We start from the raw sequence: 11773 nt of genomic DNA on the forward strand, positions 1-11773 counted from the left end.
GCTCCCAGTGTCACCCAGCTCCTCAGCCGCTGACCCCGCGGCGGCCTATGACCGCTACCGGCGCCGAGTCCGACTCGGGCAGCTGCTCATGGTCGTCGGCGGGATCATCGCCGCGGTCCATCTCGTGATGCACCTGGCCGGCAGCCCGTCCGGCTGGACCGATCTCGCGGCCGGCTACCCCATCGCCGGGCTGATCTTCATGGCCGGCATCTGGTTGGCCGGGCAGATCGAACCCAAGCGAAACAAGTGACCACCGCGGGGATCCCCGCCCACGCCCTGCTTCCGCTCGCACTGCTGCTCGTGGGAGCGGCGGCCCTGGCCGCGAGCCTGGCGTTCCGGCTCGCCCGGCCGACGCAGCGCCGCGCGGGCTGGCTGGCGGTTGGGGCGCCGCTCATCCCTGCCGTGCGCCCGCACCTGGCGCACGACGGCGCGGACCTCACCACGGTGGTCATCGCCAGCCTCCTGTTGTTCGTGGCGGTCATGCATGCCCAGCGCACCCGAATCGCCCAGCTCCCTCTGCTCTGGGGTTGGCAGGTGGACCGGGCGGCCGGCCGTCTGGCCTTCGGGACCCCCGAGACCCGCGGCGCCGCCGGAATCGGTCCGCGACCCAGCTGGTACAGCTGGGTCCGGCGCTGGCGCCGAATCAGCGACTAGGTGTATTCCGTGGCCAAGAGCGCACCGACCAGGGCAGGCAGTGATTACGCATCGGCGATCATCTTCATCAAACCTTCATGGAAACCTGACGGTTCGTCCGCGAGCCCGGACGAGGGTGGAGGTTCGTCGTCCCGTCGATGTCGCCGGTGACGCCCACACGGTTGACCGAGGAGCCCCACGCGGGCTCCGGTCAACTCCCGACGTCTTCGAGGAGTTATCTGCATGCCTTCATCCATCCGTCGATTCGTCCCCGCTGTCGGCGCGGTCGTTTTGGCCGTCGTCCTCACCGCCTGCTCCGGGTCGGGGTCAATGCCGGGCACGGACCACGCCGCGTCCGGCATGACTGGTGAGCCGACCGGCACGGCGGCGTCAGGCTCGGCTGCACCCACGGGGTCCAATGCGGGCCGGGCCGGAGACGTGATGTTCGCGCAGATGATGGTGCCGCACCACCAGCAGGCCGTGGAGATGGCCGACATCGCGCTGGGCAAGCAGAGCGCCTCGGCGCAGGTGCGGCAGCTGGCGACCCAGATCAAGGCTGGTCAGGACCCAGAGATCGAGACGATGCGCGGATGGCTGCAGTCCTGGGGTGCGCCGCTGCCCACGACGGGGATGAGCCACGATGGGATGGGCGGGACTTCCGGGCAGGGCATGATGACCCAAGCCGACATGGACGCCCTCAAGGCCGCCGACGGTGCCGAGTTCGACAAGCAGTGGGTGACGATGATGACCGCACACCACGAGGGCGCCATCACCATGGCCCGGCAGGTCCTCACCACGACGCAGAATCCCGACGTCAAGACCCTCGCCGAGGCCGTTGTCAAGGCCCAGACCGAGGAGATCGCCACCATGAAGGGCCTGTCCTGACCGGGCGCCCGTGCTCGTGAATGGGGTTAGGGACATGTCGTGGACGTGACGTGGTGACGACTCTGGCGGCGCTGACGGCGCCGGGCGCCGTCGAGTGGAGTTACCCGACCGTGCCGACGGTGTTGGGTATCTCCCCTCACGGCCTGCTGTCGGTGGCCGGCATCGTCGTGGGGTGGGTGCTGTTGCGCCGTACGCTGCTGGCGCGGGGGCTGGACATCGGTGCGGCCGAGGCTGCTGTCGGCTGGGGCGTCGTGGCCGGTCTGGCTGGTGCGCGGATCGACTACGTGATCTCGCACCCGAGCCAGTTCGGGTCGCTCTGGCAGATGCTCGAGGTGTGGCGCGGCGGCATGGCCCTGTTCGGGGGGCTGCTCGGTGGCATGCTCGCCGCGCTGATCGTGCTGCGCCGCCGAGGTGTGCGCGTGGTTCCGGTCATTGACGCCGCGGCGGCCCCCCTGGCAGTCGGGATCGCGGTGGGCCGGGTCGGGGACCTGATGCTCGGGGACCATCTCGGTCGCCCCCTGACCGGGAGCTGGGGCATCGGCTACGTGGTCCAGCCGGGTTCGATCCTGGCGCCCGGCTTCTCCCCCAGTCCCGCGCGAGCACCGGGGCTCGGCGAGAGCTGCACCGACCTGGGAGCGTTCTACGTGGGCTGTGCCTACCACCTCACCCCCGCCTACGACCTCATGGCCGCCGCCGTCATCGCGCTCCTCCTCGTCGCGGCCGCGAGGTGGACCCGTGTAGTGCCCGGAGTCGCGATCGGCCTCTTCGCGCTGCTCTACGCCGGGCAGCGGCTGGCGCTCGACGCAGCGCGCGGGATCGACGAGCGACCGTTCGCCGGGCTGACCGGCACCCAGCTGATCGCTGTCATCGTCGTGGCAGTCGCGGCGGTGTCGATCGCCACCGCGGTGGCGCGGCAGCGCCCGAGGCGGTCCGCGGCGACCGAGACGGATGCACTGACGACCGGTCCCACGACCGGCGCAGGTGACAGCGACACCGCGGCCACGGTCGCGGAACCTTCGGGCCTCGGTTCAGCAGCCACTCCGACCCCAGGACGAGATCGCGTCGGCGGAAGCCCGTCCGAGCCGGGAGACGCGTCGTGACCGGCAGGGCCCGGCGAGCCGCTGGCGGTGCGCGCCTGGCCTGGGCGGCCGCGGGCCTCGGACTGATGCTCACCGCGGCCGCATGTGGCACCACCTCAGGCGCGAACTCGGTAGCCGCCCAGGCGCGCGCAGGGGACCGGAAGGGATACGTCTCCGGAGACGGCAGCGTCGAACGGATCGACCGCGCCGACCGCGGGCGGCCACTCACCGTGGCAGGACCGACCGTCGATGGTCGCACCTGGTCACTGCAGGAACATCCCGGCCAAGTCGTCGTCCTGAACGTGTGGGGCTCATGGTGCCCGCCGTGCATCACCGAGACCCCCGAACTGGACAAGGCCTACCGCACGCTGACCGGCCGTTTCAAGGACGTGGCCTTCATCGGGCTGGATACAAAGGAGAGCCCCGAGTCCGCGATGGCGTTCATCCGCGCCAACCGCGTCCCCTACCCGTCCCTCGCCTACGACGGGGGTCAGCGGATGATCTCCCTCGACGGGAAAGCACCTGCCACCCCGACGACCCTGGTCTTGGACCGGCAACACCGGATCGCGGCGCGCGTGCTCGGGCCGCTGACCGCCTCAACCCTTGTCGGTCTGGTCGAGGACGTGCGCGCTGCATGAGCCCCGCCGATCTGACCTCCGCTCCCGTCGTCGTCGCACTCGGTGTCGCGGTCCTCGCTGGGATCGTCTCGTTCGCCTCCCCCTGCGTCCTGCCCCTCGTCCCCGGCTTCCTCGGGTACGTGACCGGGGGCTGTCGGAGCAGCCGCTGGCCGAGCGACGCCGCGGCCGCATGGTCCTGGGGACGTTACTTTTCGTGCTCGGCTTCAGCACCGTCTTCATCATCGGCGCAGGAATCGTCGCCGCCGCATCCCTGACAATGCAGGAACACCAGTCCGGGTTGCTGCGCATCAGCGGAGCCGTCGTCATCGTCACCGCCCTGCTCTCCCTCGGGGTGGGCAGGTCGTGGTCGCTGACGCCGCGGTGGCGCCCCGCCACTGGGCTGGGCGGAGCGCCGCTGCTCGGGGTCGCCTTCGGCATCGGGTGGGGCCCCTGCCAAGGCCCAACGCTCGCCGCGATCCTCGCCATGGCCGCACCACTGTCCGCGCAGTCCGGGACAGTCAGCCGCGGCATCGCCCTTGCGGTCGCCTACTGCCTCGGCCTGGGCCTGCCCTTCCTCGCCATGGCCGCTGGATACGAACGGGCCAGCCGCGCCAGCGACTGGCTGCGTCGACACCGCCGGCCCATCCGGCTGACCGGCGGCATCATCCTGCTCACGGTCGGCGTCTTCATGCTCGGCGGCCTCTGGGAGCCTGTCATCACCTGGCTCCAGTCACGCCTGATCAACAACTTCAGGACCATCGTCTGACCACTCAAACCGGCTCCAAGTGGCCCGCCAGAGCGGCGCCGTTACACCCACAGGGCCGCAACCACAGAAGGAGACAGATCGCCGAACCCTCAACACGTCCAGATCGGGCTGATACGACACCATCTGCCCAACTGGGTCCAAAGGCTTGAAGACACCGCTCCGACGGTGTCTCCATGGTCTACCCATTTACCTACCTAGCCCATCAGGGCACTCGCGGTGGCGCCGAGTCCTGCCACCACCACGAGTCCACACCCAGACGCACGGCAGGAGCGGGGAAACCACCACCGGACGTTCTCACCGACGTCCTCGGGGTGAAGCCGGTGCTGACGCACCGGCCGGGCCACAACCTCCGGCCCGAACCCGACAGCTAACCCCGTAGGCGCGAGAGAGGTCGCACATGAACACCACCCGACGCCCCGGCCGGCATCGGCCACCCGGTGGGGCCAACCCCATCGCCGAGCTCGCGGTCATCGCGCGCGAGTCCGCACAGCCCGCCATGAAGGGGGCGGCGATCCTCGCGGCCGCCGGCGGGCTGGTCAGCACCCTCGCCCCACCGGCCGAAGCCGAGAGCCAGAGCACCGCGTCAGCGAACGCACCAGCCGTCACGGGACCCCCGGCCACGACATGGGCCAGCGGCCAGACTGCCGTGCAGGCCACGACGGTTCCCTCTGCCCTGACCTCGATCGGCTTCACCCGGCCGCGCCCGGGTCCGCGTTCTGCGGCAGCGAAGGTCATCACCGATGTGATCGCGGAGAAGGAGCAGCAAGCCGCGCAACGGGCCGTAGACGCCAAACGTGAGGCCCAGTCCCGCGCCTCGCGAGACTTGACGCGCCGGAGCCTGACCAAGACCACCGGTACGAGTAAGGGGGCCAGCAACCCCGCGCCGAGCGCCAGCAACCCCACGCCGAGCGCCAGCAACCCCACGCCGAGCGCCAGCAACGCCGCGCCGAGCGCCACCGCCGGCGGCCGCTCCCCCTACAACTGGGGATCAGCAGGGCAATGCACCTGGGGTGTGCTCAACAAGTGGTACCAGTCTGAGGGCTACTACCCCGGCGGCTGGACGGGCAACGCGCTCGTCTGGGGCACCAGAGCCGCCAACGCCGGCTACACCGTCAGCGGGACACCGCGAACCCGGTCCATCGTCGTGATGCAACCCGGCGTCCACGGTTCATCCAGCGCCGGCCACCTCGGCTGGGTCACCGCCGTCAACGGCGACCGGGTCACCATCATCGAGATGAACGCACTGGCCGGACCGTTCAACTACAACACCCGCACCGTCACCGACATCAGCGGGATGAGGTACATCTACGCACCGTAAGACACCACCGGTCGCCGGCGCCCCCGCCGTCCCGCAGGGCGCCGGCGTCCGCAGAGGGCTTCCACGACCCCGCACCCAGCGCGCTCGTCGCGGATCATCGCGGGCATCGCCACCGGCGTGCCGAGGCGAGGAGAGTCAGACCCCGCGACGTTCGCCTGGCTGTGCGAGGTGTACGTGGACCACGATCACCGCGGCCCGCGGGTCACGGCTGGGCGTAGCCTGAAGAGGCGCGGCAGATCCTGTGTGAGGTGGTGGGATCGTTGACGACAATGCGGTGCAGAACTCCTCAGTGCAAGCTGGCTGGCTGGCTGATCGTCTTGCCGCTAGCAGCCATGCTCTCTGCGTGTCGTGGTTCAGACGCCGACTCCGCCGACTCCAGCAACGTCGAAAGCACGCCAACGATCGAAGGCACGCAGGTCATGGCGGATCCGACGGAGTTTGCGATCAGACTCGACAAGAAGGCGTTTGAGCCCGGCACGTTCACGTTCGTCGCACGAGAGCGCGGGAAGGCGCCGCACGCCGTCGCGATCGAGGGACTTGGCGTCGAAACGGCCTCGACCGGCATCCTCGATCCTGGCGAGGCTGACGCCGCCATCACCGTCGACCTCGTCCCGGGCATTTACACCCTGTGGTGTCCGGTAGGGAGCCACCGCTCGGTGGGCATGGAGCTCAGGATCACCGTCAGCTGAACGGCAATCGCCGCGGCGGCCACCCATTCAGCGCTGAACGTCTCCGCCGCGGCGGCGGTGCGAAGTGGCAGGTGGCCGGTCGAAGCACATCCGGTGATGACGTCGCCCTTCCCGTCACGCCGTTAGGGCCCCGTGAGGATCAGCGGTGGGAACCTGCTTGCGGGTGGCCAGCAGGCCGAAGACCACCCCGAGCGTGGCCCGCATGAGCCCGAGCTCGGCGAGGTAGGCGATCCGGAAGTCCCAGATCAACCTGGCCGGCATGTCCGCCGCGATCGTGTCGGGGGTGCCTGGGGTGACTGCGAAGATCGTGCCGGCGACGGTGAGGAACGCGACCAGGACGATGCTGGTTCGGACCGGGCCAGCTAGTCCGCGGATCGTGAGGTGCCCGGTCCAGTTCGAAGGCGGCGAGCACCAGCGCGAGGGCGATCAGGATCGTCAGCACGTAGATCAGTGTGCGGCGGCCGACGGTTGCCGGGTCGCCCACGGCCGGAGGATTGCCGGGGATCTTCAGCGCTGGCGCCAGGGTGAAGACACCGAAGCCGAGAGCAACGAGGACGATGGAGCGGCATCGGCGCCTGACCCCGGCCGCCCGGATCCTGAGATCGGACCCGGGACACCGGATGCTGGTGAGTGCGGCCGGCTCAGCCCTGACCGGGCGAGGAGGCTTCGACCTGTGCGGTGCTCGCCGCGTGGGGGTCGCCGCCGAGGAGCAGCATGCCGTTGCCGGCGACCCCCACGACGGTGACGGCCAGCAGGGCGACGACGACGAGACCGGTCCGGTGCGTGTGGGTCCCTTCGGCGTCGACGGACCGGTCCGGGCGGGAGCGCAGCGAGAGCGCGAGGGCGACCGCTGCCGTCTCGAGCAGCGCGCCGGCGAGGTCGGCGATGCCGAGGGCTTCGGGCACGCCCGGTTCGGGGCCGAGCGGCAGCCCCACGGTCCGCGAGACGGCCCAGAGCACGACGGGGCCGGCGGACACCACGACGGCTGCGAGCCAGGAGAGACGCCCCGGACGCACCAGCGCGGCCCCGGCCACGACGAGCTGGGCGACGGCGAGCACGAGGAAGAAGAGGCCGGCCGCGGCCCACTCGGCGAGGTGCTCGGGCACGACCACGAGGTGGATCACTGCGGCACCGACGAGCGCTCCGGCGAGGCCGAGGACGCGGTCGTCCACGCGGGAGGCGTGTCCGCGCCGAGGCGAGACGACCCGCAGCCGCCCTCCCCGCATCGCGACCATCCACACCACGACGACGACGTTCGTCAGCAGGACGAGGGCGGCGCCGTAGCCCGTGGCGCGGGCCTGCAGCCAGAAACCATCGGACTGGAGCCGGGCGATGCAGTCGGCGCCGCAGGTGCGGCTCATGGATCCCATGTGCTCGATGAGGCCGGACTGGAGGCGGAAGTCGACGGCGGAGCTGACGGCGAGGTGCCCGGCGCCCACGACCGAGGCGGCGAGGGCGACGAGCCAGGCCGAGGAGACGACGGCGCGGGCACCGCGCAGGACGGAGCCGAACCGTCGCAGGGCCAGGGTGAGGGCGGCGAGGACGGCCAGGGCGTACACCGGGACCATGACCGCCGACTCCCGCACCCACGTCGCGAACGGCTCACTCGTGCGCTCGATCGCGCCGACCGCGCCGCGGAGCGAGATCACCCAGAACCCGTCCGCGAAGGCGAGGACGACCGCGAGGGAGATCACCGTCAGCCACGGCACCCCGGAGACGGGTGAGGCCGACGGAGCTGACGAGATCCGCGCTGAAGGCTGCGCCTCCGCGCTCGCCACGCGTGGTCTGAGGGGGTGGAGAAAATGAGTCGCCATGCGGATCAGCCTCGTGTCTGCGGTGAAACGGTAAGTGCGTCAAGGCGATCGGGGTGGCCACCCGATGGGTGGCCACCCGCGGTCGGTCGTCCGGCTCAGGTGATCTCCCAGCCGAACATCATCGCGTGGTCCTCGTGCGCGAGGTTGTGGCAGTGCGCGACGTAGGGGCCGTGGAAGTCGCGGAAGCCGCGGTAGACGATCACGGACTCGCTCGGGTCCAGGGCCACCAGGTCTTCACGCGACACGTCTTCGGGGTGCCCCGGATCGGCCTTGACCGACACGTCCCGGCCGTTGCGCATGACCGTCCGATGCTCTTCCATGTGCAGGTGGAAGGGATGGACCCAGCCACCTCCGCCGTTGCGGATCTCCCACAGGTTGAAGCTGTTCATCTTCTGTTCTGCCAGTGGCGCCTTGCCCGCCGGGTTCTTGAGGCTGCTCGCGACCGTGCCCGGCTCGAACGGCTTGCCGTTGATGAGCCACTCGACGTCGGCACCGGCGCTGCCCCGCTCGACCTCGAAGATGAGCCGGTTGTCCATCAGGCTGCGCCAGTTGCTCGGCAGCGGCGGCAGGGCCCGCATCAGCCGGTTCGGTGGCGGCATGATGCTGTAGTCCGGAGCCGGGTCGCCGATGATGAACTTCAGCACCGGCACCTTGTAGGCGGGGTCCGAAGAGAAGCGTGAGGAGGCGTCCCACTTGCGCCCGTCGTCCATCTTCATGACGTTGGTCAGGTAGACCACGTCGCCCTTGGTCGTGGGCGTGCCGTCGGCGTACTTCGTGAAGTCGATGATGACCTCGCGGCGCTTTGCCCGCGGCATCTTCAAGCATCTTCGTGTCGGAGACCCCGGTCCCGCTGACGATCAGCCTCTGACCGGGCGTCGAGTAGGCGAAGAGGTCCACCATGTGCCCGGTGCCGGACTCCTGGTAGTAGGCCTTGGTCACCTGCACGCCGGCGTGGACGGCGATCTTGCCCGAGGCCTGGAACAGGTTGGTCTCGATGCAGTCCGTGGTGGCGGTCGTCGAGGCGTTGGACAGGCGTCGTTTCAGGGACCGCATCGCCATCAGCGATGGTGTCCCGCCGGCTTTGCGCGCGTCGTAGAACTCCCGCCCGAGAGTCGGGTTGCGCAGCTGCACGACGGCCATGATGTGCAGCGTCCGGTTGATCCGGCGGTTGCCCGCCCGGGACAGCCGGTGGCGTTGCTGCGCCCCGGAGGACGCGTCCAGCGGCGCGGTGCCGTTCCACGAGGCGAACCGGTCCTTGTCGCGGAAGCGGTGGATGTCCCGGACGTCGGCCAGTAGCCGCGCGGCGCCGGTGGGGCCGATCCCGGTCAGTTCCAGCAGCGTGGAGCCGCGGTCCTGGACGAGCACGGTCAGCTCTTTCTCGGCCGTCTTGATCTTGCGGTCGATCACCTCGAGGTCACCGATCAGCTCGACAACCAGGCGGCGCCGGGTCTTGCCGACGAGGTCGCGCGGCTTGACCGTCGCGACCAGCGCCCGGGCCTGCGGCGCGGACAAGAACGTCTTCGCGCCACCCTTGGAGTGCACCGCGTTCTCGTTGGCCACCGGGTACGTGTACTGGCCGCAGTTGAGCCACACGGGCGCGTGTTCACCCCCTGCGGGCGGAGTCTGCGCGTAGGCGACCGGAGTGGTGACATGGCCCTGGCTGACCGTGTAGGAGCGGACCGCGTCAAGCGTTGGGCGGCTCGCTCGCTCCTTCACGACCACGACCGCGACGGCGGCCACCATGGCGAGAACGACCGTTACGACACCGCCCCAGAGAAGGAGCGAGCGGCGTCGTTCTTGGCTCTTCTGCGTGGCGGCCATCCGGGCGGCACGTTGGCGGCGTTCCTCGCGGTCAGAACCGCGATTGTCTTGGGTCGCAAACATGAGACCTCCGGGGCAGGAGCCGGCACGGCGCCGTCACGGGCACCGGCGGGCAGTCGCGAGTTGGTCGTGCTCCACCTCGCGCACCCGGTTCGGACGGTCGGTTCCACGACGTGGTCGAGATACCGTAACATCTGAGCATGCGTTCAGATGAGACGGTGATCGGGATCGATGCCTGCACCGACCACTGCGTCCACCCGGAGACGGTGCGACACGTCCGAGCTCGCGCCCTCCCCGAGGCCGACCTGGTCCAGGTGTCGGCCGTCTTCAAGCTCCTCGGGGACCCGACCCGGGCCAAGCTGCTCTACGCGCTGCTCGAGACCGGCGAGCTGTGCGTGTGTGACCTCGCGGCGTCCACGGGCGTGACAGAGACGACGGTGTCGCAGTCGCTTCGCCTGCTGCGCGCCTGCCAGGTCGTCACGGCCCGGCGCGAGGGCCGCCTGATGTACTACCGCCTCGCTGACGCGCACGTGCGGATGCTGCTCGACCTCACCCGCGAGCACATCACCCACGAGCACATCACCCGCGAGCACACACCGAACGGGCCCTCCGCCGTCCGCCCCGTACCCGTGGAGCACGCCGGTCCGGCCCGTGCAACAAGGGCCGCGTCGCGCGGCTCGCACTCGCGGCGCACCGGTTCCACGCGGTCGGGGTCCGGCGCATGAGCCACGGACACGGTCATGGGCACGGGCATGGGCACGGCGGTTCGGCCGCGGGAACCCACCGCTGGCGCCTGCAGCTGACCTTCGGGATGGTCGCCGCCTTCTTCGTCGTCGAGCTCGTCGTCGGTCTGACCTCCCAGTCCCTGGCGCTGATCAGCGACGCCGGTCACATGGCAGCCGATGTCGTAGCTCTGGGAGCCGCCCTGGTGGCCACTCGGGTCGCCACCCGCAAGGACACCACGGGACGACGGACGTTCGGCTCCTACCGGGCCGAGGTCTTCGCCTCCGGTCTGGCCGTCCTGCTCATGCTCGGCGTGGCCGTCTACATCTGTATCGAGGCGATCGGTCGCATCGGGTCCGAGCCCGAGGTCGCTTCCGGCCCGATGCTAGTCGTCGGCGCGCTCGGGCTGGTCATCAACCTGATCAGCATCGCGCTGCTACGTGCCGGCGCCGGTGAGAGCCTCAACGTCAAAGGCGCCTACCTCGAGGTCCTGGCCGACACCCTCGGGTCCGTCGGGGTCATCGTCGCGGCCCTCCTCGTCGCCTCCACCGGCCAGGTGTGGTGGGACACCGTCGTGGCCCTGGCCATCGCTCTGTTCGTGGCCGTCCGTGCGGTCATGCTCGGCCGCGAGGTGCTCGCTGTGCTGGGCCAGCACGCGCCGGCCGGGATGCACCCCGACGATGCCGAACAGGCACTTGCGCAGATCAACGGCGTGGTAGAGGTCCACGACCTGCACGTGTGGACGCTCACCTCCGGCATGAACGTCGCCACCGCCCACCTCGTCACGGCCGACCCGCGGGCAGGCAAGCCCTCCGCAGACTCCGCCACGATCCTCACCGAGGCTGCGGCCGTCATGCGGGAACGCTTCGGCATCGAGCACGCCACCTTGCAGGTCGAACCCGCCGGCTCCAGCGCCTGCACCCAGACCTCGTGGTGAGCGACACCGCGCCGCTGACCCGGCGCCGCGCGCTGCAGCTGGCGTCTAGCTTGCTGGCCGTCGGGGGCGCCGCGCTGCTGGCCGGGTGCGGCTCAGGCGCGCTCCGGGGACCGGAAGGGTTACGTGTCCGGCGACGGCACCACCGAGCTGATCCCGGTGGCCGCCAGGGATGCGCCGGTCCGGCTCGTCGGCAGGACCCTCGAGGGCCAACCCTGGTCCAACGCGAACCTGCTCCAGACCGTGCTCGTCATCAATGTGTGGGGCTCCTGGTGCCCACCCTGCATCGTCGAGGCCGCCGACCTGCAGATGGTCTGGGAGACGGTCCAGCGCCGCAAAGCCCCGGTTCGCTTCCTTGGCCTCGACAAGATGGAGACGCCGCCCACCGGGTTGGCTTTCCAACGCCAACACCGCATCACCTACCCCTCGCTGGCCTACGACGGTGGTGTGCCGATCCTGGCCCTGCAAGGCAAAGCAGTCGCCACCCCGACGAC

At 70.1% G+C, this 11773-nt stretch carries 12 protein-coding genes, 4 pseudogenes and 1 riboswitch; of the genes and pseudogenes, 11 read left to right on the plus strand and 5 right to left on the minus strand.

Translation table 11 applies throughout. From position 1 onward, the window contains the following. Positions 1–7 precede the first annotated feature (7 nt). From ABD194_RS07960 to ABD194_RS07995, 8 genes are all read left to right on the plus strand, one after another. Positions 8–250: a hypothetical protein gene (locus ABD194_RS07960; RefSeq protein WP_343989786.1), complete on the plus strand. Its 243-nt coding sequence runs from the start codon at positions 8–10 to the stop codon at positions 248–250. Next, on the plus strand, positions 247–654 hold the full coding sequence (locus ABD194_RS07965; protein ID WP_343989788.1) for a hypothetical protein: 408 nt from the start codon (positions 247–249) through the stop codon (positions 652–654). The genes ABD194_RS07960 and ABD194_RS07965 overlap by 4 nt, the downstream gene beginning before the upstream one ends. Before the next feature lie 222 nt (positions 655–876). Next, on the plus strand, positions 877–1518 hold the full coding sequence (locus ABD194_RS07970) for a DUF305 domain-containing protein (RefSeq protein ID WP_343989790.1): 642 nt from the start codon (positions 877–879) through the stop codon (positions 1516–1518). A 50-nt stretch (positions 1519–1568) separates the two neighbouring features. Continuing rightward, positions 1569–2618 carry a prolipoprotein diacylglyceryl transferase family protein gene (locus ABD194_RS07975; protein WP_343989792.1) on the plus strand — a complete coding sequence of 350 codons (1050 nt, stop codon included), beginning with the start codon at positions 1569–1571 and terminating at the stop codon, positions 2616–2618. 65 nt (positions 2619–2683) lie between these two features. After that, on the plus strand, positions 2684–3235 hold the full coding sequence (locus ABD194_RS07980) for a TlpA family protein disulfide reductase (RefSeq protein ID WP_343989794.1): 552 nt from the start codon (positions 2684–2686) through the stop codon (positions 3233–3235). Positions 3236–3404: 169 nt separating this feature from the next. Further along, positions 3405–3980: a cytochrome c biogenesis CcdA family protein gene (locus tag ABD194_RS07985; RefSeq protein ID WP_343989796.1), complete on the plus strand. Its 576-nt coding sequence runs from the start codon at positions 3405–3407 to the stop codon at positions 3978–3980. A gap of 239 nt (positions 3981–4219) precedes the next feature. Next, a riboswitch (cyclic di-AMP (ydaO/yuaA leader) is annotated at positions 4220–4375 on the plus strand. Between the two features lie 2 nt (positions 4376–4377). Continuing rightward, positions 4378–5298, plus strand: coding sequence for a CHAP domain-containing protein (locus ABD194_RS07990; RefSeq protein WP_343989798.1), 921 nt, complete (start codon positions 4378–4380; stop codon positions 5296–5298). Positions 5299–5546: 248 nt separating this feature from the next. Beyond that, entirely contained in the window at positions 5547–5987 is a 441-nt protein-coding gene (locus ABD194_RS07995) for a cupredoxin domain-containing protein (RefSeq protein ID WP_343989800.1), read from the plus strand. A gap of 114 nt (positions 5988–6101) precedes the next feature. Here ABD194_RS07995 and ABD194_RS08000 read toward each other — a convergent pair whose 3' ends face one another. From ABD194_RS08000 to ABD194_RS08015, 5 genes and pseudogenes are all read right to left on the minus strand, one after another. Continuing rightward, positions 6102–6248, minus strand: coding sequence for a hypothetical protein (locus ABD194_RS08000; RefSeq protein ID WP_343989803.1), 147 nt, complete (start codon positions 6246–6248; stop codon positions 6102–6104). 133 nt (positions 6249–6381) lie between these two features. Next, positions 6382–6609: pseudogene (locus ABD194_RS21615) on the minus strand (CbtA family protein); the annotation flags it as partial. A 19-nt stretch (positions 6610–6628) separates the two neighbouring features. Next, positions 6629–7681, minus strand: coding sequence for a hypothetical protein (locus ABD194_RS08005; RefSeq protein WP_343989805.1), 1053 nt, complete (start codon positions 7679–7681; stop codon positions 6629–6631). 215 nt (positions 7682–7896) lie between these two features. Further along, the gene (locus tag ABD194_RS08010) at positions 7897–8616 is read right to left on the minus strand and encodes a multicopper oxidase domain-containing protein (RefSeq protein WP_343989807.1); all 720 of its coding nucleotides are present in this window, start codon (positions 8614–8616) and stop codon (positions 7897–7899) included. A gap of 289 nt (positions 8617–8905) precedes the next feature. Further along, a pseudogene (locus tag ABD194_RS08015) lies at positions 8906–9685 on the minus strand (transposase); the annotation flags it as partial. Positions 9686–9822: 137 nt separating this feature from the next. Between ABD194_RS08015 and ABD194_RS08020 the strand changes: the two are divergent. The 3 genes and pseudogenes from ABD194_RS08020 to ABD194_RS08030 all read left to right on the plus strand — a co-directional run. After that, positions 9823–10197: pseudogene (locus ABD194_RS08020) on the plus strand (ArsR/SmtB family transcription factor); the annotation flags it as partial. 146 nt (positions 10198–10343) lie between these two features. Next, positions 10344–11282 carry a cation diffusion facilitator family transporter gene (locus ABD194_RS08025; RefSeq protein ID WP_343989809.1) on the plus strand — a complete coding sequence of 313 codons (939 nt, stop codon included), beginning with the start codon at positions 10344–10346 and terminating at the stop codon, positions 11280–11282. Between the two features lie 255 nt (positions 11283–11537). Then, positions 11538–11741 (plus strand): annotated as a pseudogene (locus ABD194_RS08030) (TlpA family protein disulfide reductase); the annotation flags it as partial. Between the last annotated feature and the right edge of the window lie 32 nt (positions 11742–11773).

Source organism: Terrabacter terrae (assembly GCF_039529575.1).
GTDB lineage: Bacteria > Actinomycetota > Actinomycetes > Actinomycetales > Dermatophilaceae > Terrabacter > Terrabacter terrae.